This is a genomic window from Mesorhizobium sp. B2-2-3, assembly GCF_006442405.1.
Lineage (GTDB): Bacteria > Pseudomonadota > Alphaproteobacteria > Rhizobiales > Rhizobiaceae > Mesorhizobium.
This window is the reverse complement of record NZ_VFWC01000013.1, coordinates 149,552-171,683: the sequence shown is the minus strand read 5'-3', so window position 1 is coordinate 171,683 and position 22,132 is coordinate 149,552. Positions and strand designations below refer to the sequence as shown.

Below are 22,132 nucleotides of genomic sequence, written 5' to 3'. Positions count from 1 at the left end.
GAGATCCACACGCCGATGTGGGTGGTGAGCGATGCCGCGCGCGAGGCGATCGACCTGATCGAGCGCGCCATCGAGAAGCGCCAGGTGCTGACCATCGACTATTCGGACGAAGCCGGCCGCGGCACCGCCCGCGACATCAGGCCCTTGGGCCTTTGGTTCTGGGGCAAGGTGTGGACGCTGGTCGCCTGGTGCGAGATGCGCGACGATTTCCGCGCCTTCCGCATCGATCGCATCGCCTCGGTGGTCATCGCAGGCCGCGTCTTCAAGCCGGAGCGCGGCAAGCAGCTCGCCGATTTTTACCGGGCGGTGGAACGCAGCGAGGATTACGGCATGGCGCCGGACCGTGCGGCGCGAAGCTGAGGTCTCCCAACCCGTAAAAAAGCCCGCTCGAAGCGGGCTTTTCGGTCGAGTTCGCGAGAATTCTACTCCTCGTCGTTATCCCTGTCCTTCGACTTCAGAGCCGAGAGCTTGGCGAACACGGCGTTGGCGTCGAGTTCGGCATCCTCGTCCTTCGGCTTTTCGGGAGCCGGAACCAGGCGCTCGGTCAGCGCCGCCGGCAGCAATGTGTCGCCGACCGGCTGTGCCTGCTCGCGGCCGCGCGATGCGCGGTTGACTTCCATGTCAAGATCGATCTGCGAGGCGAGACCGAGCGTCACCGGGTCCATCGGCTGCAGGTTGGCAGAGTTCCAGTGCTTGCGCTCGCGGATCTGCTCGATCGTGGACTTGGTGGTGCCGACGAGGCGCGAGATCTGCGCGTCCTTCAATTCGGGATGGTTGCGCACCAACCAGAGAATGGCGTTCGGTCGGTCCTGACGCTTCGACAGCGGGGTGTAGCGCGGCCCCTTGCGCTTGGATTCCGGCACCCGCACCTTGGGGTCCGAAAGCTTCAACCGCTGGTTCGGATCCTTCTCGGCACGCGCGATCTCGTCGCGGGTCAACTGGCCGGTCATGATCGGATCCATGCCCTTGATGCCTTGCGCCGATTCGCCGTCGGCGATCGCCTTGACCTCGAGCGGATGCAGCCCGCAGAACTGTGCTATCTGCTCGAAGGAAAGCGCGGTGTTGTCGACCAGCCAGACAGCGGTCGCCTTTGGCATCAGCAGCGTATTGGCCATTTTTAAAAATCCTTCTCGTTCGCCCGCGTTCCCGCGCGGGCGGTGGTTTAGAGCCACCAAAATGGGAAATTCGCAGGTTATATAACCGCTCTCCGGCGGTTCCGCAATGTTTTTGGGAAGGCGTTTTTGGGAACGCCCGTCGATCTGGCAACCACACCGGGGCAGATCAATCACGGGCGGCATGAAAATGGTGCCGCGAATATGTTTGGGGTCCAGAAAGACAAAACCCGCCGGACAGGTCCGGCGGGTTCGGAACCGGCGACGAGCAAGCGTCTGCGGCGGCTCTGCTTTGCGACCCCGCCTTGCGGCGGGGCGGTTCTTGAAGTCAGATCGCCTGGCGGGCGATCTTTTCGATGTCGGCGCGGTTGATGCCGAGATCGCTGAGCTGGCGCGCGTTGAGGCGGTTCAGTTCGCGCACGGTCTCGTTGTACATACGCCAGTTACGGAAAGCGCGGATCGGGTTCATGTCAGTCCTCCAAATGGGGTGTTCGTTTCGATGATGCTCAAATAGTCATCATCGAGCGGCACTTGAATGGCTGATTTTGCATAGCAATGATGCAAATGCTGCATTGCACCATTAAGCTTTTGTTCAGCTTGCAGGCAGGAGCCGGGTCGCGGGTATGAGCCCGCCTCGGCCAGCCGGGCATCGGCAATGTTCCCGTCAGCCGACGTCGAGCACGATCTTGCCGATATGATCGCCTTCCTCCATACGCTCATGCGCCCGCCAGGCATCGGCAAGCGGGAAGATCATGTCCATGACGGGCGCGATCCGGCGCGTGCCGAGCAACGGCCACACCTGCGCTTCGAGCGCGGCTGCCAGCGCCGCCTTGAACTCGACGGTGCGCGGCCTCAGTGTCGAACCGGTATGAACAAGCCGCTTGACCATGATTTTCGAGAAATCGGCGCTCGCCACCGCGCCGCCTTGCAGGGCGATCTGGACGATCCGGCCCTCGACCGCCGCGGCCTCGTAGTTGCGCGCCACATAGTCGCCGCCGACCATGTCGAGGATGACGTCGGCACCCTTGCCGCCCGTCGCTTCCTTGACCGCTGCGACGAAATCCTCCTCGCGGTAGTTGATCGCCCGGTCGGCTCCGAGCTTCAGGCAGGCATCGCATTTCTCCTTGTTGCCGGCCGTAGTGATGACATGGGCACCGAAGGCCGATGCAAGCTGGATCGCCGTTGTGCCGATACCCGAAGAGCCGCCATGAACCAGCAGCGTTTCGCCTTTCTTCAAGCCGCCGCGCTCGAACACATTGTGCCAGACGGTGAAATAGTTTTCCGGCACGGCCGCCGCTTCCGTGTGGGTGAAACCGGCCGGCAGCGGCAGCACGCTGCCGGCATGAACCTTGACATATTCGGCATAGCCGCCGCCGGGGGTGAGCGCGCAGACGCGCTCGCCAAGGCGCCAGCGAGAGATTTCGTCGCCGAGCGCGGCCACTTCGCCCGACGCCTCCAGGCCCGGCAGGTCCGACGCACCGGGCGGCGGCGGATAGGCGCCCTTCCGCTGCTGCACGTCGGGCCTGTTGACGCCGGCGGCGCGCACCTTGATCAATATCTCGCCGGGACCGGGCACAGGCACATCGCGCGTCTCCGGTTTCAGCACCCTGGGCCCACCCGGCTCGGAGATCGCGATGGCCGTCATCCTTGCCGGAATTTTAGATCCGCTCGCCATGAAATCTCCCGTCTTTCCTCGCCGCATTCTTGCCGGCTGTTTGCATCGACGCCCCTGCCCTATGTATGCTCATTGGCAAATCAGGCAAATGGCCAATCGGTATGGCGGAGGAGGAGCACAAATGGCGATCTTCGACGACGAACCCAAGAAGAAGGCGCGTCCGCACGAGATCGGGCAGGACCTGTCGCTGCTCTCCGTCGGCGAGTTGTCGGAACGGATCGGCATCCTGCGTGACGAGATCGCCCGGTTGGAGGCTGAACTCAAGTCGAAGGACAGCACCAAATCCGCGGCCGAGGCGCTGTTCCGCCGCGGATAAGGCCGAAAAGACCCGCCTCCGAAAAGCCCGAATGCGACTGTCTTCAGACTCTGCGTCTCTCCTCGATTTCAGCCGGATCAAAAAATGCTCGCAGCCTACAGACCGATCCTTTCGCTGCTTCGGGGCACCGCCTTCCTTTTGGCAGCGTCGGGATTGCACGGCTTGCTGTTGCCGCTGCGCGGCCAGGTGGAAGGCTTCTCCACCGCATCGCTTGGCCTGATGGGCACAGCCTGGGCCGGCGGCTTCGTCACCGGCTGCTTCTTTGCACCACGTATTGTGCGCCGTGCCGGCCACGTGCGCGCCTTCGGCGCCTTCGCCGCGTCCGGCGCCATCGTTGCGCTGCTCACCGGATTGGTCATCGACGAATATGTCTGGATCCTGTTGCGCGCCTTCACCGGCTTCACCATGGCCGGCGCCTTCATGGTCATCGAAAGCTGGCTGAACGAAAAGGCCACCAACGAGAATCGCGGCACCGTCTTCGGCCTCTATATGATGGTTACCTATGCCTCGATCATGGGCGGGCAGATGATCGTCGCCGGCGGCGACGTGAAATCGGCCTCACTCTTCATGATCACCGGCATCCTGTTCTGCCTTTCGCTGATCCCGACCGCGGTTTCGACCGCCTCGCACCCCAAGCCGCTCCAGGACGTCAAGCTCGACGTCAAGGGGCTCTACGCCAACTCGCCGGTCTCGGCCATCGCTTGCGTCCTCATCGGCATCGCCAACGGCGCATGGGGCACGCTTGGCGCCGTCTATGGCGCCCGCATCGGCATCTCCACCGCTGAGATCGCCTTGATGATGAGCCTGGTGGTGGTGGCGGGTGCCGCCATGCAGCTTCCGGCCGGGCGTTTCTCCGACAAGACCGACCGGCGCTTCGTGCTGGCGGGTGCCGCTTTCGGCGCTGCGCTGTTCGCGCTCTTGATCTTCCTGTTCGAGCCGCGCTCCGGCGTCTTCGTCATCGTCTTCACCGCCGCCTACGGTGCTTTCGCCTATACGCTCTATTCGATCGCCGTGGCGCATGCCAACGACCACGCCAGTGCCGAGGACTTCGTCAAGGTTTCGGGCGGCCTGCTGCTGCTCTATGGCTTCGGCACCATGATCGGACCCTTGCTGGCGGCCGCCCTGATGGGCTGGATGCGTCCGGAGGGCCTGTTTCTGGCGACCGCCTTCGCGCATCTTTCCCTGGCAGGCTACACGCTGCTGCGCATCAGCCGCCGCGCGCCGGTGCCGATCGAGGACCGCGACGCCTTCAAGACGCAGCCCGCCGACCGTTCGGTGACGCCGGAAGCATTGCGGCTTGACCCACGAAGAAAAGCAGAAGCAAACGGTTGAGATTCGAAGAACTTTGCCCCACAAATGAGGCATGATGCTTTCCGACGCCTTCATGGCGATCGCCGATCCCAACCGGCGCCATCTCCTGGAAGAACTTCGACGCGGTCCCAAAACCGTCAATCAACTGGCAGCCGGGCTGCCGGTCTCACGTCCGGCCGTATCGCAGCATCTGAAGGTGTTGCTCGATGCCGGCCTTGTCCACGCCAAGGCCGAAGGCACGCGGCGCGTCTATACGGTGAGCAATGCCGGCTTCCTGAAACTCAACATCTGGCTCGACCAATTTTGGGAGACTTGATCGTTCCTGTTCAAACGACCGGTCACGCACCACGATCAGCCATCATTATAGGGGAAGAGCTTGAAATAGGGCTGCGCCTCCTCAATCACCTGGGCGAAGGCCGGCCGCTGCAACAGCCGGTCATGGTAGCGACTCACGGCAGGATATCTGTCGCCGAATGGCTCGACCTTGTTGGCGTAGAACAGGGCCGGCGAGGCCGCGCAATCGGCCATGGTGAAGGCGTCGCCCACAGCCCAGTTCCTCGACGCCATCTCCTGCTCGATGATCGCATAGGAATTGCGCAACTGGTCGCGCGCCTGTTCGACGCCGAACGGATCGGTCCTACGTTCCGGGCGCAGCCGGTCCCCGACGATCTTCTGCATCGGTTCCTGCACATAGAGATCGTAAAAGCGATCGGCCTGGCGAACCGCGATTGCGAGGTCGATATCGGCGGGGACGAGGTCGACCGGTCCGGGATAGTGCGCGGCCAGATACTCGATGACGAGGGTCGACTCCAGCACGGTGCGGTCGCGCGCATCGTCACGCAAAGCGGGCATCTTGCCCCAGGGCGCTATCTTCAGGAAGGCCGCTCGCGACTGCTCGTCGCCGAGATCGACGATGACGGACGCGAACGGCGTGCCGTTCTCGTAGAGCGCGATCAGCGGCTTCCAGCAAAACGAGGCCAGCGGATGATAGTGAAGCGTCAGGGACATTTTTGCTCACCTGTCTCGGGGTTCACGTCGTCTAGTACCGAAATGTTTACTTAACTATTGCCCAAACTTGTGGCGTCAGGACCGCGCTTTGAGTGCCAATCGGCCCGGATATGAGCAACGATGCCGGTGACGATCACATCCCAATCGTCCGGATGCAGTTCGTGGCCACCGCCTTCAACCCGGAGGAGTTTCGCGCCGGCGACCGCCCCGGCCAGCGCTTCGCCATGCTCGACCGGAAAGATGGGATCGGCCGTACCATGGATTACCAGCAGCGGCGCGTTCATCTCGTGCAGTCGGCCCCTCCATCGATCACTATCGCCCTTGAGCAGGAAATGATTGGTCGCGCTGAGCAGGCCGCCGGAGCGATCATAGTCCCGCTCGATGAAGGCTCTCATGCGGCCCTCGTCGAAGGGATGCGCTGTGCTGGCGATCGCCTTGGCATCTTTGATCATGAAGTCCATGACCTGGCGGCGATCCGACCAGTCAATGTGCGCGCCTTCAGCCGAATGTTTGATATAGGCATCGCTGGTCTGCGGCAGGTTCGAGGTGTCCACTCCCATCGGCGAGCTGCTGATCACGGTCAGCGACGCGACGCGGGACGGATGCTTGAGCACCACGAGCTGCGTGATCATGCCGCCCATCGACATGCCGGCGATATGCGCCTTGTCGAGGCCGTGGCTGTCGAGAACGCCGATCGCATCGTCGGCCATGTCGTCGAACGTGTAGGGCGGCTCTCCCGGCGGATATTTGGTCGAGCGGCCGGTATCTCGATTATCATAGCGGATTACGAACAGTCCCGCGGCGGCGAGTTTCCGGCAAAACGCCTCCGGCCACCACAGCATTGAGGCCATCGCTCCCATGATCAGCAGCAGAGCGGGGTCGGCGGGGTCGCCAAAGGCTTCGGATATGATAGTGGGGCGTCCAGTCTTCGTCATCGCGTCGCCTCCTCATCTGCTTGCATTTTGCAATCGGTTGCACCATAATAAAACCGATACAATAATGCAACCGGTTTTGGAGAAGTCGAATGAACATCGATCGCCGCTCGGGTTGCCCGATCAATCTTTCGCTGGAAGTGTTCGGCGACCGCTGGAGCCTGATCATCCTTCGCGACATGATTTTTGGCGGCAGGCGCCATTTTCGCGAGTTGCTCAACGGGTCGATGGAAGGCATTGCTTCCAACATACTGGCCGACCGGCTGAAGCGGCTGATGGATCTGGGCATGCTGACCAAGGCCGACGATCCTTCGCACAAGCAGAAGGCGATCTACAGCCTGACCGAAATGGCGATCACCCTGGTGCCGATCCTGGCCCATCTCGGCGCCTGGGGCCGCGTCTGGCTGCCGGTCAGCGAGGAATTGTCGATCCGGGCCGAGCTTCTGGAAAAGGGCGGGCCGCCGCTATGGGAGAAATTCATGGATGAGTTGCGCCACGAGCATCTCGGCACGCCCCTCGATGCAGCGTCCGGCCCCTCTGTACGCGCGACCCTGCAGGCCGCCTATGAGGCCGTGCTCGCCAGCAAGGCTCTCGGCGCCAACCCGACCGCGTGACCAACTATTTTCCCCGTTGAATGGCCGGCTCTGCTACAAGAGGCCGAAAATCACGTCACGAGATTGGAACAGACTCTTGGTTGAGAACTCTAGGGATACTGCCCGCGCGCGCGCCGATCTGCGCTTCAAGAAGCACGAGGAAGCGGCCACGGTCCGACAGAAGGCGATGGCCGAGTATGTCGCCGAGAGCGATGCCCGCAAGGTCAAGACCGACAAGCTGCGGGCGCTGCGGCTGGCCAAGGAAGCCGAAGACCTTGCCAACGCGCCGGCAGTGCCCGCCAAGAAGCCCGCCCGCGCCAAGAAGAAGTAGCACGCCGCTCCCGGTTGCTTCGTTGCCGGCCCTGAGCCGGTGGCCATTGATCGCATTTGGTGGATCGCGGCATAGGCGCGATCCGGATCGGCGCGTTCACCCCGCTTTCCACGAAGCAATTTCAACCGGAACCTGGATTGCCTCGTCCGGCTGGCTGCCGATGATATCCGTTTCAAACAGGAGATCGCCATGACCGCACTGCCGCTCGACAAAGCCCTCGAGATCATCGACGCCGCCTTCGCCAAGGGCGCGGAGCTCAAGCTCAGGCCGCTCGGCGTCTCGGTGCTCGACGCCGGCGGCCATCTCGTCGCCTTCCAGCGCCAGGACGGCGCCTCGTTCCTGCGCCCGCAAATGTCCGCCGGCAAGGCCTATGGCGCGCTCGCCATCGGCATGGGCTCGCGCCGCGTCGAGGCCTTCGCCAAGGAGCGCCCGCATCTCATGACCGGCATCTCCGACGTCTCGGGCGGACGCGTGTTGCCGGTCGTGGGCGGCGTGCTGATCCGCGACAAGGCAGGCAGCATCATAGGCGCCGTCGGCATTTCCGGCGACAGCTCGGACAATGACGAAGCCGCCGCCATCGCCGGCATCGAGGCCGCCGGCTTCACCGCCGATCCGGGCTGAGGCTAATTCAGGTTGATATCCCTGCTCGCCGACCGCATCGACACCGAGAAGCCGGCGAGCACGTCGAACAGCGCGATGATCATCAGCGTGAAGAAGACCGAATGGGCGGCGCCCTTGACCAGTAGGAACTCGACCAGGAAGGCCACGAAGACCAGCGTCGACAACAGATGGTCCATGATCGAGGCGTTCGTAGTGCGCGCCGATTTCACGATCTCGACGAAGAGGAAGATGAGCCCGATCAGCACCATAAGGTCGCCGAGCGTCATCGAGAACACCCCGCCGGACATCATGCCGACGGAAAAGACCTCGCTTGCCCAGGGATCGTCACCGCTGCCGAATATTCCGAGCAGCCCGAGATTGTAGAGGACAAAGGGCACGATCAGCAGCGGGACGGCACCGAACATCTGGCGTCTCCATTTGGGGGCACCCCTTTGTAGAGTGCGCCACCGGCACGCCGTCAAGAATTTTCGCAGCACGCCCCAAACACGCTAGAAGACCGAATGCAACAACGATGTCAGCCGGTTGTCCGGCCGACATCTTTGAAATCGAGCCGCGGGATGCGTGAACGCGCACGCCGCTCGCGATCAGCGCTTGAAGTAGCCGGCGCGCACGGCCGCGCCGATGACGTTGAGGATGATATGGCCGGCCGTCATCGAGGTGATCTCGTTGACGTCGCGCGCCGGCGCGATCTCGACGATATCCATGCCGACCAGCCTTCCTTTGCCGACCAGCCCCTTGATGAGCTCAATCGTCTGCCGGTAGCTGACGCCGCCCGGCTGTGGCCCCTCGACCGCCGGCATCACCGCCGGATCGAGGCCGTCGGCATCGATGGTGAGATAGTAGCGACCGCCGTCGGGAATTCGCTTCAGGAGCGCGGCGGTGCCGATGTCCTGCCATTCATTGGTGGTAATGATGTTGGCGCCATAGGCGCGGGCGGCCTCGACCTCCTCGGTGCGCGCGCTGCCTTGGCCGCGAACGCCGACCTGAAAAATATCCTTGATATGCGCCATTTCCGAGGCCCGCCGGATGGTGCTGGAATAGCCCTCCTTGACCCCGTTGACGTTGTCACGCCAGTCGAGATGTGCGTCGAGCTGAACCAGCGTGATCGGACCCTCGCCATCGAGCGCCCGGAAGATCGGGATCGGAATGCCGTGGTCGCCGCCGATTGTGATCGGCAGTGCGCCCGCGGCGCGGATCTTGCGGATCGCCGCTTCGGCTCTGCCATAGTGCCCGACATGATCGGCCGCCGCGCCGGGAACGTCGCCGACGTCTACCACCTTGATGTCCTTGCCGTCGAAGACTGGCCCACCGATGTCGAAATCATAGCGGTCGAGCGCCTGGCTGATCCGCTGCGAGGCGCGCCGCACCGCGGTCGGCGCATTGGTCTGGTCGTTGATCAGCTCGTCGATCGTGTAGGGATCGCCATAGGGCATGCCGATGATGGCGACATCGGCCTTCAGTGTGTCGAGGTCATCGACCAGCGGAAAGTTCATGAATGTCTGGAAGACGTCGCGCGGCGCGGTGGTGAGTTTGGACATGGGGTCTCCTCTGCGTTGAAGCTTTTTTGGATCAGGCGCCACGGCGGGCTGCGAGATGGGGCTGCAGCCTATGCTCCAGGCTGCGCGAGATCGCTGCCACGAAGGCCGTCAGCCCCCAGTACAGCAATGCGATGGCGGTGAAGATCTCCACCGGCGAGAAGGTGCGGCCAATGATGTTCTGGGCCATGTAGGTGAGTTCCGGTACGGTGATCGCCGACAGGATCGCCGATTCCTTGATCAGCGTGATGGTGAGATTGGTGGCCGCGGGCAGGATGTAGCCGAGCACCTGCGGCACCAGGATCTTGCGGAAGATGGTCAGGTAGCGCAGTCCCAGCGCGTAGCCGGCCTCGACCTGGCCGTACGAAATCGACTGGATCGCGCCCCTGATGATCTCGGCGGAATAGGCGCTGGCGTAGGCCGACAGCGCGCCGATCGACACGACCACGGGCGAGAGCCTGACACCGAACATCGGCAAGGCGTAGAACAAAAGGAAGATCTGGATCAGGAACGGGATATTGCGGAATATTTCGACATAGGCCGAGACGATCGCCGTCGGCACCCGTCCGCCGCGCAGCCGGATCAGCGCCAGCACGGTACCGAGCGCGAAGCCGAACGGCAGTGCGACAGCGCACATCAGCGCCGTGTTGCCGAAGCCCTTGGCGAGGATCTGCCAGTTGTCCGCTATGACGGAAAAATCGAAGCTCATGCGCGTGCGCCTCGCGCCTTGAGTTCCAGATGCCTAGTCAGCAGGCTGCATGATAGCAGCACGACGAAATACAGCACCGCCGCGATGCAGAAGGCCTCGACCGGCCGGTAGGTGACGTTCATGATGTTCTGCGCGGTGCGGGTCAGTTCCACCACCGCGATCACCGACAGGATCGAGGATGCCTTCACCAGCATGGTGAACTCGTTGACCATCGGTGGGATAATGGCGCGGAAGAGCTGCGGCAGGATGACCTTGAACCAGGTCACGGCAGGCTTCAGCCCGAGCGCCTTGGCCGCCTCGTACTGGCCGGCGGGAATGCGCGTCAGCCCGGCGCGCAGGATTTCGGCGACGAAGGCCGCGCTGTTGAAGCTGAGCGCCAGCACGCCGGCCAGGAGCGGCGGCAGGTCGATACCGACGAGGCCCGGCAGCACGTAGTAGACCATGAAGATCTGCACGATCAGCGGCGTGCCTCGGATGAAGCTGGTGTAGACCGCGCCGATCCAGCGGATCACGCGCCAGCGCGACCTGCCACATGCGAGCAGGCCGAAGCCGATCAATGTGCCCACCAGAAACCCCAGCGCCGAGACGCTCAGCGTGATGCCGGCGCCGGCCAGGAATTCCGGCAGGAAGGTCAGCGTCTTTGAAAAATGGAACATTTTTCAGCTCGAATGATCCCTGGACGTCCGGGCCATCCGAGACCGGCGCGTCCAATGACTGGAACCACCGGTCCGGCAGCGCCGGGCGCCTGGTTGGGGGCTTAGAGCGCGCCAGGCGGCAGATAACCCTCGTCGGGCGTCTTCATCTCGAACCCGAACCATTTGAGCTGAAGCTCCTTCAGCTTGCCGCTGTCCTTCAAGTCGCCGATTTTGGCGTTGATGAAGGCGCGCAGATCCTTGTCCTCCGGCCGCACCACCCAGGAGAGATAGGAGAATTCGCCGATCGAGCCGACGACCTTGTAGGTATCGGGAACGTTCTTCATCAGAACGGCCGCCGAAGGCGAGGCGATGACGATGGCGTCGACCTGGCCGGAGGCCAGAGCGACATGGGTCTCGGGGAAGGAGGTGAACAGCTTCATCTCGCCGACACCCTTGCCGCCTTTATCCTTGAGCTCCTTGTCATAGGCCTCGATGATGGGCTGCACGGAGGAGGCGAGTTGCGTGGCCACCACCATGCCGTTGATGTCCTCCGGCTTCTTGATGCGCTCCTCGTCGACGCGCACGACGACGACGTTCTCGAACGAACCGGTCGGCCGCGTATAGGCGTATTTCGCCGCCCGCTCGGCGTTGATGCCGGTCGAGGTCGCCATCAGGTCGAACTTCTTGGCCAGCAGCCCTGGCAGCAAGCCTTGGAAAGGCAGGTTGAGCTGGTCGAGCTTCACGCCGAGCTGGCTGACCACATAGTCGAGAATGTCCTTGTTATAGCCGACGATCTGGCCGTCGCGGACGAATTCGAACGGCTCGAACGCGGCCTCGGTTCCGACGAGGATGGTGCCGCGCTGCTTGATTTGGTCGACCAGCCCATCGGCATGGGCGGTGGCAGCGAACGGCAGGAGGAGCGGCGCGGCGGCAAGAAGGGTCAGGACGCGGCGGCGCGAAGCGGAAAGAAACTCACCCATTGTTACCCTCTTTTTTCTTCGGTTTTGCTGTGCTGGTAAGCCCGGCCGCTATGCTTGAAGACGCGACCGATCATGTAGCTCTCGGAATCCTTGATCCCGGGAACGTTGGCCAGTTCACTGACGAGGAAATCGTGCAGGCTGGTCGTGGATGGCAAAGTGAGCTGGATGATGATGTCGAACGGCCCGGTCATGGCGTAGACGCTGTCGACGAACGAGTATTCCGACAGTTTTCGAGCAACGCTGATGATGTGCTCGCGGTCGACGTCGAGCCCGACAATGGCCGCAATGCCGACATCGCTGCGCAAAGGGCGCACGACCGCCTGGATGCAGATATCCGGGTCCTCGAGCACACGGGCCATTTTCCGCCGCACCGTCGCTTCGGTGACGCCGATGCGCTTGGCGATATCCACACTCGACATCCGCCCATCGACTTTGAGTTGGGAAAGGACGGCCTGCTCGGTATCGTCGAGATCACTTGTGCTGACGAAATCCCACATCGAATTCCCAATCTGTGTCGATTTCCGACTATAAATTCAAAAATCGCATAAGAAACCGTCTATGGCAATCCCACAGATTGCGAAAAACACCAGCGACGCTGCCTCCGGCGATTGCCGCGCATCGGGCTCACGGTTCGATCATTGGGAAAAGTCGTGTCGACCGAGTCGAAGGCGATGTGAGGTATGCAATCGGCCATGCCTCGAGGATGCGCGATGAGGCGGCGTCCGGGCCGATCGGAGATCAAGGCCTGGAGACGCAGCTACGCTGTCGGTCGTCGGTCCCGCCAGACGCAAAAAGACCGGCCAGCGGCCGGTCTTTTTAGCTCAAACATCAGGAAAGCTGGTCTCAGCTTTCCTTGGGCGTCAGCACCTGGCGGCCGCGATACATGCCGGTCTTCAGGTCGATATGGTGCGGGCGGCGCATTTCGCCGGAGTTCTTGTCCTCGACATAGGTCGGGGCCTTGAGGGCGTCTGCCGAGCGGCGCATGCCGCGCTTGGACGGAGAGGTTTTTCGTTTCGGAACGGCCATGGATATGCTCCACTACATGGTCAAAAGCCCCGCCCGCCCTCGTGAAAGGGCCGTGTCAGGGGCCGGAATCTGAGAAAGTCGGGTGCCTATACACGCCCGGTGCCGTTTTGGCCAGCGCTGCCCGCGAATTTTTTTATGTCGGCTACTGGAGGCAGCCGACATAAGCGCCGGATCGGCCGGCGCGCCGCTCGATCAGGTTGGCCAGCCTCCTCAGCCCCGGCCCGGGCTTGGCCGGGTTGCGGGCGATCGGATTTGGCAAGCTGACGGCAAGCAGCGCGGCCTGACGGCGCGACAGCTGTTTTGCCGAAATACCGAAATGGTGCCGCGCCGCCGCCTCGATGCCGTATATGCCCGGCCCCCACTCGGCGATGTTGAGGTAGATTTCCATGATGCGCCGCTTCGACATCACCGCGTCGAGATACACGGCCAGCGGCAACTCGACCACTTTACGAACCGTGCCCAGCGGACGAGACCACAAAAACAGGTTCTTCACCGTCTGCATGGTGATGGTCGAGGCGCCGCGCGTCCCCTCGCCGGCCAGCGCGTCGTCGACGACACCCCGCAATTCGCCGAGGTCGACGCCGCGATGGAAACAGAACTGTCCGTCCTCCGACATGATCACCGAATTGGCCAGCACCGGTGCCACGTCGTCGATCGACACCCAGCGGCGGTCATAGCCGGAGAAGGTGGCAAGATCCTTCAGCATCAGCGTCGACACCGGATGCACGAAAGACGGCAGATAGAGAAAGGTCAGCACCGTAGGGATAAGCGCCAGCACGGCAGCCACGACGATACCGCGCCGGACCCAGCGTTTGAGAGCACGACGGTTCACGCCACGGGATCTCGTCGCCATGTCCAGCTTTTCGGTTTCATGATCGACGATCGGTTCCGCCAAGTCGCCCAACCCGTGTCTCTCCCTCCCCCGGCATAATGGCGCTTGTCTTCTTGCGCAACGTCTGAGTGTCGGCTACCGGTCCGGGCCATGACGAATGACGATGAAATGGCGTTCGAAACGGCGCTCGTCGCACGGGCCGCCGCCGTCGAGACGTTGCTGCGGCGATTGCTCGACGACCGCGCGCTCACGGGCGAGATCGCGCGGCCCGAGCGCCTTATGGCGGCGATGCGGCACGGCGTGCTCAACGGCGGTAAGCGCCTGCGCCCCTTTCTGGTGATGGAAAGCGCGGCCCTGTTTTCCGCCGACGGCGAAGCGGCACTGCGCGTGGCGGCCGCACTGGAATGCGTGCACTGCTATTCGCTGATCCATGACGACCTGCCGGCGATGGACGACGACGATCTGCGCCGCGGCCAGCCTACCGTGCACAGGGCCTTCGACGAGGCGACCGCCATCCTGGCCGGCGACGCCCTGCTGACGCTTGCCTTCGACATCCTCGCCGACGAGACCACGGCGCTGCCGGCGGAGCGGCGGGCCGCCCTTGTGCTGGCGCTCGCCCGCGCCGCCGGGACCGGCGGCATGGTCGGCGGCCAGACGCTGGACCTCGAGGCCGAGCGCATCGCCCCGGACGAGGCCGGGATCATCCGGCTGCAGGCGATGAAGACCGGTGCGCTGATCCGCTTTGCCTGCGAGGCGGGCGCGGTCGTCGCCGGCGTGCCTGCCGGGGATCGCGAAAGACTGGCCGAGTTCGGCTCGGCGATCGGGCTTGCCTTCCAGCTTGCCGACGATCTTCTCGATTTGACCGCGGATGCCGCACAGATGGGCAAGGCGACGGGCAAGGACGCCGCCGCTGGCAAGGCAACGCTGGTGGCGCTGCACGGGGAGGCATGGGCACGCGCCCAGTTGCATGGCCTTGTCCATCAGGCGCATGCGCTGCTCGAACCCTATGGCGAGCAGGCCGGCCTGCTGAAGGCAGCCGCGACCTTCGTGGCGACGCGCAACAATTGAGATCGGGGCAGACCCCGAGGCTTGGCGTGAAGGTTTCTGTTTAACGGGCCAATCGGGAGGATCAGGTTCGATGTCGACCAAATTGTTCGATCTCAGCGGGCGCACCGCCCTCGTAACCGGCTCCTCGCAAGGCATAGGCTTCGCCTTGGCCAAGGGTTTGGCCGAAGCCGGCGCCAGGGTGATCCTCAACGGCCGTGACGAGGCAAGGCTCGCCACCGCGATCAGGCAGATTCCCGGAGCGGAAAAGCTGGCCTTCGATGCTACCGATCATGAAGCGGTTCGCTCGGCGGTCGACGGTTTCGAACTGGACGGCGGAGCGATCGACATTTTGGTGAACAATGCCGGCATGCAATTCCGCGCGCCGCTCGAGGAGTTTCCCGCCGATGCGTTCGAGCGCCTGCTGCAGACCAACGTCGCCAGCGTCTTCCATGTCGGCCAGGCCGTGGCGCGCCATATGATCAGGCGCGGCCGCGGCAAGATCATCAACATCGCCAGCGTGCAGACCGCGCTCGCCCGTCCGGGCATCGCGCCCTACACGGCGACGAAAGGCGCGGTCGGCAACCTGACCAAGGGCATGGCTACGGATTGGGCCAAACATGGCCTGCAATGCAATGCCGTTGCACCCGGCTATTTCGATACGCCGCTCAACGCTGCCCTTGTCGCCGACCCTGCGTTCAGCACCTGGCTGGAAAAGCGCACGCCAGCCGGCCGCTGGGGAAAGGTCGAGGAACTGGTCGGCGCCTGCGTCTTCCTGGCCAGCGAGGCCTCCTCTTTCGTAAACGGCCATATTCTCTATGTGGACGGCGGCATCACAGCGTCGATCTGATCCGCCGCGCCGAACAGGCAGGCGCGCCAAATGCTGCCCGATCGATAACCGGTTGACGCGGAGCTGACATCACTCGTGGCAGCATTCCGCTGTTCGAAGATACGCGGCTGCGGTGGTCTCACTCCCGGCCAGAGCGTTTGGGGACCTTGCGTTTCGGGAACAATTGCACCCGTCGCGACGTTCGGGACCAGAAGCAGGAGGCAACCCATGAACGACAACAAGCATCGCAAACAGCCGAGGCCAAGCGATCGCGACTTGCGCAACGATCCCGGCATCGGCGCATCCAAAGGCACCATCAAGGGTGGCGACATTCTTGACGACGACGAGGAACTCGATGGCGAAAATACTTTTCGGGGCGATGTCGAGAACGACACCACCCCGCAAGGCGGTGTGAACCCCGACCAGACCGGCCGGACGAACAAATAGAGGGAGATATCCCATGACCGGCAAGAAGACCCACGAACAGCAGGTGCAAATCATCGAGGAGCGGGTGAACACCAAGAATGCGGACAAGAATTTCAACGCCGAGGACGAACTGAAGCGGTCGAAGCAGGAAAGAACGGCTCGCCAGCAGGGCCAGTCGCTCAGGGGCGGCGACGTCGATCTGGTCGATGCCGATGACCGTGAAATGCTTCGCGGCTCGAACCAGGAATCCCGGCATCACAAACGGCCCGCGGATTGAAATAATATCCGAAGCTTGACCGTCCCTTGAAGTGGCGCGGCCCTTCATCTCGGCGCAGCCGGCAGGCTACATGGGAGGCTGCGGGAATCCGAAATTCTCGGTCGCCAGAACGAAATCTTAATGTAAATCAAGCGTAATCCCGACCGTTAAAATAATGCGTATGTGTTGGGGTTGCGCATGCCGGAATATTCTTCCTTCATACGGTCCATCCGGAGCCGTTATCTCTCAGGATTGCTGATCTTCGCGTTGGCTTCGCTGGCGATCATGCTCGCACTTGATCGCGTCAATTCCTTCCGCCACCAGATCGATGCCCTGAGCAGCAACCTTGTCATCTTTACCCGCGATCTGCGCAACGCGACCAGCTTCGCCGAGACGACGGGAACCGCCTGGCGAGCGGAGACGCGCGATGCGCTGACCGCGTCGGCGCGCGGCCATTCGGAACGCCTGACCAGCGAGATTGGGACGCTTGCGACCCAGATCGCCGCATTGCGTCCACGCCTGTCGACAAAGACGATCAACGAGCTCGAATCCGCTTCGGTCAATGGCGACCTTTTCTGGTCTCCGCGCGACATGATTCGAAACTTCAACCTGATGTCGGTGGCGCAGAAGGTCGATGAGTGGAGCTATCGCGAAATCCGCAACCAGAACGACCTGTTTGCCCAGCCGATGCTGGTCCGCGTCCGCACCGCCATGGACGACGAGCGCCATTTGGCCGATGCCTCCAGTGACCGGCTGCTGCTGTGGGCGAGCGGATTGCTGTTCGCGGTGCTCTCCATCGCCGCTTTCTGGATCTTCCGGCCGATGGAGCAAGCCATCCGCCGCGCCTTCGCCGAATCCGCCGAGTCGCTGTTCAAGGCCGAGGCGGCCGACCGCGCCAAATCGGAATTCCTCGCCAATATGAGCCACGAAATCCGCACGCCGATGAACGGCGTGCTCGGCATGGCCGAGCTGCTGGCCAAGACTGAGCTGACCGCGCGCCAGAAGACCTTCACCGACGTCATCGTCAAATCCGGCAATGCGCTGCTCACCATCATCAACGACATCCTCGATTTCTCCAAGATCAATGCCGGCCAGCTCACGCTCGACCCGGCGCCGTTCCGCCTTGCCGAGGCGGTCGAGGATGTGGCCACGCTCGTCTCCGCCCATGTCGCCGAAAAGAACCTCGAACTGATCGTGCGCGTCGACCCGCGCCTGCCGGCCTACGTCGTCGGCGACGCCGGGCGGTTCCGCCAGATTGTCACCAACCTGCTCGGCAACGCGGTGAAGTTCACCGAGAAGGGCCATGTGCTGATCGACGTCGGCGGCGAAACCGTCAATGACGTCGTCCAGCTCAAGTTGCGCGTCGAGGACACCGGCATCGGCATCCCGGCCGAAAAGTTGCAGAACGTGTTCGAAAAATTCGCCCAGGTCGACGGCTCCTCGACCCGCCGTCACGAGGGCACCGGCCTTGGTCTCGCCATCGCCGCCCGCCTCGTCGACCTGATGGCCGGCAAGATTGGCGTCGAGAGCGAGATCGGCCGCGGCTCCGTATTCTGGTTCGCGGTGCCCCTGCCCGTGCATCGTGCCGAGGCTCGCGACGAGATCGTGCCGGTCGACGTCACCGGCGCCCGCGTTCTGGTCATCGACGACAATCCGGTCAACCGCGAGATCCTGCTCGAACAGCTCAGGAGCTGGAGCTTCGACTGCGCCGCCGCCGAAAGCGGTGCGGTCGGCTTGGCTTTCCTCGACCGCGCCTGCCAGCTGGGGGCCGCCGTCGATTGCATCATCCTCGATTACCAGATGCCCGGTATGAACGGCGCCGATGTCGCGAAAGCCATCGCCGCCGACAGCCGGCTGTCGGCCATACCGGTCGTGCTCCTGACCTCGGTCGACCAGGTCGATTTCGGCAAGATGATCATTGATTTCGGCATTGCCGCGCACCTGACCAAGCCGGCGCGCTCCGCGGTCCTGCTCGGCACCGTCATCTCGGTCGTCCAGAAAGCCCGCTCGCAGGTCGGCAGGGCGCAGTTCGTTCGCGAACCCGTACCGGCGCTGCCGCAGGCGGCGCCGCCCGCCTTTACCGTCATCCGCGGCCCGGCAATGCCAGCCGTCCCCGTGCCGGAACCGACGGTCGCGCCGAATGGTCCGATCGACATCCTCATCGCCGAGGACAACGAGGTGAACCAGTTGGTGTTCGGCCAGATTCTCAACGGGTTGGGCTTGAGCTATCGTATAGCCGGCAACGGCCGCACGGCGGTCGAGATGTACCGCTCGTTGCGCCCGAGGCTGATCCTGATGGACGTCTCCATGCCGGAGATGAACGGTTACGAGGCGACCCGCGCCATCCGGGCGACGGAGGCCTCGGATGGCAGCCACATTCCGATCATCGGCGTCACCGCGCATGCGCTGAAGGGCGACCGCGACAAGTGCATCGAAGCCGGCATGGACGACTATCTGCCGAAGCCGGTTTCACCCGACCGCCTCGGCGCCAAGATCGGCACCTGGCTCAGCGAAACGGTGGTGGCGAAGACGGCATAGCTATACCGTCGACGCCTCGGACGCCGCATCCAGATGATAACGGCGCATCCAGTCGAGGCTTGTCTCGTCGGCAAGCCTTGCGACGCCGGGTCTTATATCCCCAGCATCCGGTGCCTGAACCCCCAAGGCGTCGCAAACGGACGCCAACGTTGCAACCGGATCGCTCGACAGGCGCTCATAGCCGATCCGCAGCGGGATTACCTCTTGCTCCGCGAACCACATGTTCCAGGCAGTGTCATAACCATCGAGCCCGGCAACCTCATCCTTGATCCGCCCGAAATCATATCGAGGTTCTCCGGGAGGTCCCACCCTTTCCAGTTCGGTGCCATCGGGAGCGACATGCCAAAGGCCGGTTTGCTGCGCCTTGACCAGCGATACGGCCTGCGCAAGCTTGTCCTCGCGTGACAGATGTATATAGAGAACACGGCCAAAAGCCCTCTCGAAACGAGCTTTATCCGAGACAAGCCCCGGGAAAATCCGGTCGAGTATCGCTGAAAGCTCATCCAGATTCTCTCGCATCAGGCGCAGGCCGAAAATGCCGGTCCCACCCTTGCCGGCGGCGATGGCCGCATTGAGATAGGCGGCATTGAATTCGAGTTCGCCCATCGTGTCGCGGCCGGGCAGCCCCCACTCTTCGGCCCATTCGGGCACGTCCTGCCGCCGATAGAACGAATGAGGATCGCCCGCCGCCTTCGTGGAGGCCAGGAGCTTGCACAGCAAAGTGCTTCCGGTCCTGGGCGTGCCGCAGATAACATATGCGTCGACCATCCTGCGGCCCTCATTGCTCGTTGAAGGCAGGGCAATGCCGGCCAATCCAGGGTCGCCTATAGCCGCGGCCGTCATTTTTATCGCCCCTTCACCCGCAACGACACACCCGCTATCGGTTGCGCACCACCACGCATGCCCCGCCGACACTTTGCAATTTCTGGCAGATAGCGCCGGCGACGGCACGGTCGTCGACCCCGATCCTGACCGCGTAGATGCCGCGCCGGCCGATCGGCGTGCGCACCCGGCTGACCACCGGATCATGCCCGCCTAGCAGGGCCGGGAAGCGGCCTCTCACCCTGAGCCACTGGTTGATCGCGGCGCTGCGGCGGAAATTGCCGGCCACCTGGATTCCCCAGGGCTTTATGTTGATGGAAGCCATCGCCACCGTCCGCGACATGATCACCGGGAGCTTACGGCAGGCCGCGACGAAATCGGATTTCGCGTCGAGCGGTCGCACGCTTCCGGCATAGGCGCGGTCGGCGAACTTATCGACCGGCTCGCCCATAATGTCGAAGACATAGCTTTCGGTTTCCATCGGCAGGAAGCCGCCCGAGCCCAGCCAGCGCGAGACCCGGTTTTCGCCGGCATTGTAGGCGGCGGCCGCCAGGCCGAGATTGCCATAGCTGGTCTTCATCTCGGCGAGGTATTTCGCCGAGGCCGGGATCGCCTGGTTGATGTCGAAGGAATTGGCGAGCCCGCGCATCTTGGCGGTCCCCGGCATGAACTGGGCGATTCCTTCGGCGCCAACCGGACTGACGGCGTTGGGATCGAACCGACTTTCCTTCCAGATCAGCCGGGCGAAGAAATCCCTGGGCAGACCGTTCTGGTCGGCATGGGCCTGGATCAGGTTGCAGACCTTGTCGATCAGCCGCTGCTTGGCCGATTGCGGCGGATCGGCCTGGGCCAAGGTGGGCCACCCGCACAGCAGGATCAGCGCCACCGGGAGGAAGCGCAGCATTCGACCTACTCTGCCGCGGCCTTGCCGCGACCAAATCGTTGTTCGATATAGTCGGCGACCATCTTTTCGAAATCCTGCGCGATCGACGGTCCGCGCAGCGTCGCCGCCTTCTTGCCGTCGACGAAAACGGGCGCCGTCGGCGTCTCGCCGGTGCCTGGCAGCGAAATGCCGATATCGGCATGTTTGGACTCGCCCGGGCCGTTGACGATGCAGCCCATCACGGCGACCTTGAGGTTCTCGACCCCTGGGTATTTCTCACGCCACGCCGGCATGTTCTTCCTGAGATCGGCCTGGATGTTCTGGGCCAGTTCCTGGAACACGGTCGAGGTTGTGCGGCCGCAGCCGGGGCAAGCGGCGACGATCGGCACGAATTGCCTGAAGCCCATGGTCTGCAGCAATTCCTGCGACACCTGCACCTCGCGCGTGCGATCGCCGTTCGGCTCCGGCGTCAGCGATATGCGGATGGTGTCGCCGATGCCTTGCTGCAACAGTATGCCCATGGCGGCGGATGAGGCGACGATGCCTTTCGAGCCCATGCCGGCTTCGGTGAGGCCGAGATGCAGCGCATGGTCGGAACGGCTGGCGAGCTCGGTGTAAACGGCTATCAGGTCCTGCACGCCGCTGACCTTGGCCGAGAGGATGATCTTGTCGCGGCCAAGGCCGATCTCCTCGGCCATCTCGGCCGAGAGGATCGCCGACTGCACGATCGCCTCGCGCGTCACTTGCTGTGCGGTCAACGGAAAGCCGCGGGCCTGGTTGTCGTCCATCAGCCGGGTCAGGAGTTCCTGGTCGAGCGAGCCCCAGTTGACGCCGATGCGCACCGGCTTGTCATGTTTGATCGCCATCTCGACGATTGCCGCGAACTGCCGGTCCTTCTTGTCCTTGAAGCCGACATTGCCGGGATTGATGCGGTATTTGGCCAGCGCCTCGGCGCAGGCCGGATGATCGGCCAGGAGCTTGTGACCAATATAGTGGAAGTCGCCGACGATGGGCACGTTGATACCGAGCCGCGCCAGCCGCTCCCGGATGCGCGGCACGGCGGCGGCGCTTTCATCGCGGTCTACGGTGATGCGCACGATCTCGGAGCCGGCGCGATGCAGCGCCGCGACCTGGGCGACCGTCTGGTCGACATCGGCGGTATCCGTATTGGTCATCGACTGCACGACGACGGGAGCACCGCCGCCAACCACCACGCCGCCCACATCGACGCCAACCGAGGTGCGGCGCGGGAAGGGAAAGGAATAATATCCGGTCATGCCGGCAGCCTTTAATCTCTGGAGCGCCGCGCGTCCACTTGGACGCACAAAAGCGCGCTCCGGGCCGATGCGCTGAAGTCCGGGCATGAGGTGGAGGAGCAAAGATGGCTTGTCAATGGCGACAGGTCGCCACTGGCCGCAATCGATGCCGCCGCCGGTTGCTCGGCGCCCGACTTTTATCGCTCGCTTGCGTCGGCCAATCGGCTACCTGGCGATTGGCAGGCCCCATCGCTTTGTCTTTCCCGGAACGAGTCCGTCATTTCGGGGAGGAGCAAGGAGAAGAGCGACGCAGCGCAGTCCCAGAATCCAAGCCCTGACCTCAGAGCGCCGCGGCAAGGCGGAATTCTGCTCCGCTGCACTCTTCGGTCAGTTATGGCAAAGGGGAGCCGCGACGAGCTTCGCCCCTACTCGTCCTGGGACTAGGAAGTCGGAAGGCCTCTG

28 protein-coding genes are annotated in these 22,132 nt (G+C 63.2%); 12 read left to right on the top strand and 16 right to left on the bottom strand.

The features are described from left to right. On the top strand, positions 1-360 hold a 360-nt coding region (locus tag FJ951_RS23095), incomplete at its 5' end, for a WYL domain-containing protein (protein ID WP_140517607.1). 62 nt (positions 361-422) lie between these two features. Here FJ951_RS23095 and FJ951_RS23090 read toward each other — a convergent pair. From FJ951_RS23090 to FJ951_RS23080, 3 genes are all read right to left on the bottom strand, one after another. Further along, positions 423-1,115: a DUF1013 domain-containing protein gene (locus tag FJ951_RS23090; RefSeq protein WP_140517606.1), complete on the bottom strand. Its 693-nt coding sequence runs from the start codon at positions 1,113-1,115 to the stop codon at positions 423-425. 325 nt (positions 1,116-1,440) lie between these two features. Beyond that, a complete protein-coding gene (locus tag FJ951_RS23085; RefSeq protein WP_140500528.1) occupies positions 1,441-1,581 on the bottom strand; it encodes a DUF1127 domain-containing protein in 141 nt (46 codons plus the stop codon). A 195-nt stretch (positions 1,582-1,776) separates the two neighbouring features. Beyond that, positions 1,777-2,787 (bottom strand): NAD(P)H-quinone oxidoreductase, encoded by a 1,011-nt coding sequence (locus tag FJ951_RS23080; protein ID WP_140500527.1) that lies wholly within the window; start codon positions 2,785-2,787, stop codon positions 1,777-1,779. A gap of 121 nt (positions 2,788-2,908) precedes the next feature. Between FJ951_RS23080 and FJ951_RS23075 the strand changes: the two genes are divergently transcribed. The 3 genes from FJ951_RS23075 to FJ951_RS23065 all read left to right on the top strand — a co-directional run bounded on the left by FJ951_RS23075 (position 2,909) and on the right by FJ951_RS23065 (position 4,730). Continuing rightward, positions 2,909-3,103: a DUF1192 domain-containing protein gene (locus FJ951_RS23075; RefSeq protein WP_140500525.1), complete on the top strand. Its 195-nt coding sequence runs from the start codon at positions 2,909-2,911 to the stop codon at positions 3,101-3,103. 84 nt (positions 3,104-3,187) lie between these two features. Next, on the top strand, positions 3,188-4,435 hold the full coding sequence (locus FJ951_RS23070) for an MFS transporter (RefSeq protein WP_140500523.1): 1,248 nt from the start codon (positions 3,188-3,190) through the stop codon (positions 4,433-4,435). 31 nt (positions 4,436-4,466) lie between these two features. Then, complete coding sequence (locus tag FJ951_RS23065) at positions 4,467-4,730, top strand: metalloregulator ArsR/SmtB family transcription factor (protein ID WP_140500522.1); 264 nt, start codon at positions 4,467-4,469, stop codon at positions 4,728-4,730. Positions 4,731-4,765: 35 nt separating this feature from the next. Here the strand turns inward: FJ951_RS23065 and FJ951_RS23060 are convergent, their stop codons facing one another. Further along, the gene (locus FJ951_RS23060; protein WP_140517605.1) at positions 4,766-5,422 is read right to left on the bottom strand and encodes a glutathione S-transferase family protein; all 657 of its coding nucleotides are present in this window, start codon (positions 5,420-5,422) and stop codon (positions 4,766-4,768) included. Positions 5,423-5,472: 50 nt separating this feature from the next. Continuing rightward, complete coding sequence (locus tag FJ951_RS23055) at positions 5,473-6,357, bottom strand: alpha/beta hydrolase (RefSeq protein ID WP_140517604.1); 885 nt, start codon at positions 6,355-6,357, stop codon at positions 5,473-5,475. Positions 6,358-6,446: 89 nt separating this feature from the next. Here FJ951_RS23055 and FJ951_RS23050 point away from each other — a divergent pair, with 89 nt between their 5' ends. From FJ951_RS23050 to FJ951_RS23040, 3 genes are all read left to right on the top strand, one after another. Beyond that, positions 6,447-6,968 carry a helix-turn-helix domain-containing protein gene (locus FJ951_RS23050; protein ID WP_140517603.1) on the top strand — a complete coding sequence of 174 codons (522 nt, stop codon included), beginning with the start codon at positions 6,447-6,449 and terminating at the stop codon, positions 6,966-6,968. A 76-nt stretch (positions 6,969-7,044) separates the two neighbouring features. Then, positions 7,045-7,278 (top strand): hypothetical protein, encoded by a 234-nt coding sequence (locus FJ951_RS23045; protein WP_140517602.1) that lies wholly within the window; start codon positions 7,045-7,047, stop codon positions 7,276-7,278. Between the two features lie 189 nt (positions 7,279-7,467). After that, on the top strand, positions 7,468-7,899 hold the full coding sequence (locus FJ951_RS23040; RefSeq protein WP_140500513.1) for a heme-binding protein: 432 nt from the start codon (positions 7,468-7,470) through the stop codon (positions 7,897-7,899). Positions 7,900-7,901: 2 nt separating this feature from the next. Here FJ951_RS23040 and FJ951_RS23035 read toward each other — a convergent pair whose 3' ends face one another. From FJ951_RS23035 to FJ951_RS23000, 8 genes are all read right to left on the bottom strand, one after another. Then, positions 7,902-8,303, bottom strand: coding sequence for a hypothetical protein (locus FJ951_RS23035; RefSeq protein ID WP_140500511.1), 402 nt, complete (start codon positions 8,301-8,303; stop codon positions 7,902-7,904). Positions 8,304-8,483: 180 nt separating this feature from the next. Beyond that, positions 8,484-9,437 carry an agmatinase gene (locus FJ951_RS23030; RefSeq protein WP_140517601.1) on the bottom strand — a complete coding sequence of 318 codons (954 nt, stop codon included), beginning with the start codon at positions 9,435-9,437 and terminating at the stop codon, positions 8,484-8,486. 31 nt (positions 9,438-9,468) lie between these two features. Further along, positions 9,469-10,143, bottom strand: a complete 675-nt coding sequence (locus tag FJ951_RS23025; RefSeq protein WP_140500508.1) for an amino acid ABC transporter permease — start codon at positions 10,141-10,143, stop codon at positions 9,469-9,471. Then, positions 10,140-10,799: an amino acid ABC transporter permease gene (locus FJ951_RS23020; RefSeq protein ID WP_140500507.1), complete on the bottom strand. Its 660-nt coding sequence runs from the start codon at positions 10,797-10,799 to the stop codon at positions 10,140-10,142. Before FJ951_RS23020 ends, FJ951_RS23025 begins: the two co-directional genes overlap by 4 nt. Positions 10,800-10,900: 101 nt before the next feature. Continuing rightward, positions 10,901-11,758, bottom strand: a complete 858-nt coding sequence (locus FJ951_RS23015; protein ID WP_140517600.1) for a transporter substrate-binding domain-containing protein — start codon at positions 11,756-11,758, stop codon at positions 10,901-10,903. Positions 11,759-11,760: 2 nt separating this feature from the next. Next, positions 11,761-12,255: an Lrp/AsnC family transcriptional regulator gene (locus FJ951_RS23010; RefSeq protein ID WP_140500504.1), complete on the bottom strand. Its 495-nt coding sequence runs from the start codon at positions 12,253-12,255 to the stop codon at positions 11,761-11,763. A 346-nt stretch (positions 12,256-12,601) separates the two neighbouring features. After that, positions 12,602-12,784 (bottom strand): 50S ribosomal protein L32, encoded by a 183-nt coding sequence (gene rpmF, locus FJ951_RS23005; protein ID WP_008834724.1) that lies wholly within the window; start codon positions 12,782-12,784, stop codon positions 12,602-12,604. A 142-nt stretch (positions 12,785-12,926) separates the two neighbouring features. Then, positions 12,927-13,688: a transglycosylase domain-containing protein gene (locus FJ951_RS23000; RefSeq protein ID WP_140500502.1), complete on the bottom strand. Its 762-nt coding sequence runs from the start codon at positions 13,686-13,688 to the stop codon at positions 12,927-12,929. A 78-nt stretch (positions 13,689-13,766) separates the two neighbouring features. On the opposite strand from FJ951_RS23000, the gene FJ951_RS22995 reads away from it, so the two are divergent. The 5 genes from FJ951_RS22995 to FJ951_RS22975 all read left to right on the top strand — a co-directional run bounded on the left by FJ951_RS22995 (position 13,767) and on the right by FJ951_RS22975 (position 18,709). After that, complete coding sequence (locus FJ951_RS22995) at positions 13,767-14,684, top strand: polyprenyl synthetase family protein (RefSeq protein WP_140517599.1); 918 nt, start codon at positions 13,767-13,769, stop codon at positions 14,682-14,684. A 70-nt stretch (positions 14,685-14,754) separates the two neighbouring features. Beyond that, positions 14,755-15,510, top strand: coding sequence for an SDR family oxidoreductase (locus tag FJ951_RS22990; RefSeq protein ID WP_140500499.1), 756 nt, complete (start codon positions 14,755-14,757; stop codon positions 15,508-15,510). A 207-nt stretch (positions 15,511-15,717) separates the two neighbouring features. Further along, the gene (locus FJ951_RS22985) at positions 15,718-15,936 is read left to right on the top strand and encodes a hypothetical protein (protein ID WP_140517598.1); all 219 of its coding nucleotides are present in this window, start codon (positions 15,718-15,720) and stop codon (positions 15,934-15,936) included. Between the two features lie 13 nt (positions 15,937-15,949). Further along, a complete protein-coding gene (locus tag FJ951_RS22980; RefSeq protein ID WP_140500496.1) occupies positions 15,950-16,192 on the top strand; it encodes a hypothetical protein in 243 nt (80 codons plus the stop codon). Positions 16,193-16,369: 177 nt separating this feature from the next. Then, positions 16,370-18,709, top strand: coding sequence for a response regulator (locus tag FJ951_RS22975; protein ID WP_140500494.1), 2,340 nt, complete (start codon positions 16,370-16,372; stop codon positions 18,707-18,709). Here the strand turns inward: FJ951_RS22975 and FJ951_RS22970 are convergent, their stop codons facing one another. The 3 genes from FJ951_RS22970 to ispG form a co-directional block, all read right to left on the bottom strand. Beyond that, positions 18,710-19,522, bottom strand: coding sequence for a Stf0 family sulfotransferase (locus tag FJ951_RS22970; RefSeq protein WP_224619784.1), 813 nt, complete (start codon positions 19,520-19,522; stop codon positions 18,710-18,712). A gap of 64 nt (positions 19,523-19,586) precedes the next feature. Next, positions 19,587-20,435: a lytic transglycosylase domain-containing protein gene (locus tag FJ951_RS22965; RefSeq protein WP_140517597.1), complete on the bottom strand. Its 849-nt coding sequence runs from the start codon at positions 20,433-20,435 to the stop codon at positions 19,587-19,589. 5 nt (positions 20,436-20,440) lie between these two features. Continuing rightward, positions 20,441-21,691 carry a flavodoxin-dependent (E)-4-hydroxy-3-methylbut-2-enyl-diphosphate synthase gene (ispG, locus tag FJ951_RS22960; protein WP_140517596.1) on the bottom strand — a complete coding sequence of 417 codons (1,251 nt, stop codon included), beginning with the start codon at positions 21,689-21,691 and terminating at the stop codon, positions 20,441-20,443. Positions 21,692-22,132: the final 441 nt, after the last annotated feature.

What these genes read in the sequence shown, in the direction of transcription:
- FJ951_RS23065 (WP_140500522.1), top strand. Translation starts at nt 4,467, where the DNA reads ATGATGCTTTCCGACGCCTTCATGGCGATCGCCGATCCCAACCGGCGC.
- FJ951_RS22995 (WP_140517599.1), top strand. Translation starts at nt 13,767, where the DNA reads ATGACGAATGACGATGAAATGGCGTTCGAAACGGCGCTCGTCGCACGG.
- FJ951_RS22985 (WP_140517598.1), top strand. Translation starts at nt 15,718, where the DNA reads ATGAACGACAACAAGCATCGCAAACAGCCGAGGCCAAGCGATCGCGAC.
- FJ951_RS23025 (WP_140500508.1), bottom strand. Translation starts at nt 10,143, where the DNA reads ATGAGCTTCGATTTTTCCGTCATAGCGGACAACTGGCAGATCCTCGCC.
- FJ951_RS22980 (WP_140500496.1), top strand. Translation starts at nt 15,950, where the DNA reads ATGACCGGCAAGAAGACCCACGAACAGCAGGTGCAAATCATCGAGGAG.
- FJ951_RS23035 (WP_140500511.1), bottom strand. Translation starts at nt 8,303, where the DNA reads ATGTTCGGTGCCGTCCCGCTGCTGATCGTGCCCTTTGTCCTCTACAAT.
- FJ951_RS23015 (WP_140517600.1), bottom strand. Translation starts at nt 11,758, where the DNA reads ATGGGTGAGTTTCTTTCCGCTTCGCGCCGCCGCGTCCTGACCCTTCTT.
- FJ951_RS23040 (WP_140500513.1), top strand. Translation starts at nt 7,468, where the DNA reads ATGACCGCACTGCCGCTCGACAAAGCCCTCGAGATCATCGACGCCGCC.
- FJ951_RS22975 (WP_140500494.1), top strand. Translation starts at nt 16,370, where the DNA reads ATGCCGGAATATTCTTCCTTCATACGGTCCATCCGGAGCCGTTATCTC.
- FJ951_RS23030 (WP_140517601.1), bottom strand. Translation starts at nt 9,437, where the DNA reads ATGTCCAAACTCACCACCGCGCCGCGCGACGTCTTCCAGACATTCATG.
- rpmF (WP_008834724.1), bottom strand. Translation starts at nt 12,784, where the DNA reads ATGGCCGTTCCGAAACGAAAAACCTCTCCGTCCAAGCGCGGCATGCGC.
- FJ951_RS23020 (WP_140500507.1), bottom strand. Translation starts at nt 10,799, where the DNA reads ATGTTCCATTTTTCAAAGACGCTGACCTTCCTGCCGGAATTCCTGGCC.
- FJ951_RS22965 (WP_140517597.1), bottom strand. Translation starts at nt 20,435, where the DNA reads ATGCTGCGCTTCCTCCCGGTGGCGCTGATCCTGCTGTGCGGGTGGCCC.
- FJ951_RS23060 (WP_140517605.1), bottom strand. Translation starts at nt 5,422, where the DNA reads ATGTCCCTGACGCTTCACTATCATCCGCTGGCCTCGTTTTGCTGGAAG.
- FJ951_RS23075 (WP_140500525.1), top strand. Translation starts at nt 2,909, where the DNA reads ATGGCGATCTTCGACGACGAACCCAAGAAGAAGGCGCGTCCGCACGAG.
- FJ951_RS23070 (WP_140500523.1), top strand. Translation starts at nt 3,188, where the DNA reads ATGCTCGCAGCCTACAGACCGATCCTTTCGCTGCTTCGGGGCACCGCC.
- FJ951_RS23090 (WP_140517606.1), bottom strand. Translation starts at nt 1,115, where the DNA reads ATGGCCAATACGCTGCTGATGCCAAAGGCGACCGCTGTCTGGCTGGTC.
- ispG (WP_140517596.1), bottom strand. Translation starts at nt 21,691, where the DNA reads ATGACCGGATATTATTCCTTTCCCTTCCCGCGCCGCACCTCGGTTGGC.
- FJ951_RS23055 (WP_140517604.1), bottom strand. Translation starts at nt 6,357, where the DNA reads ATGACGAAGACTGGACGCCCCACTATCATATCCGAAGCCTTTGGCGAC.
- FJ951_RS23085 (WP_140500528.1), bottom strand. Translation starts at nt 1,581, where the DNA reads ATGAACCCGATCCGCGCTTTCCGTAACTGGCGTATGTACAACGAGACC.
- FJ951_RS23010 (WP_140500504.1), bottom strand. Translation starts at nt 12,255, where the DNA reads ATGTGGGATTTCGTCAGCACAAGTGATCTCGACGATACCGAGCAGGCC.
- FJ951_RS23050 (WP_140517603.1), top strand. Translation starts at nt 6,447, where the DNA reads ATGAACATCGATCGCCGCTCGGGTTGCCCGATCAATCTTTCGCTGGAA.
- FJ951_RS23080 (WP_140500527.1), bottom strand. Translation starts at nt 2,787, where the DNA reads ATGGCGAGCGGATCTAAAATTCCGGCAAGGATGACGGCCATCGCGATC.
- FJ951_RS22990 (WP_140500499.1), top strand. Translation starts at nt 14,755, where the DNA reads ATGTCGACCAAATTGTTCGATCTCAGCGGGCGCACCGCCCTCGTAACC.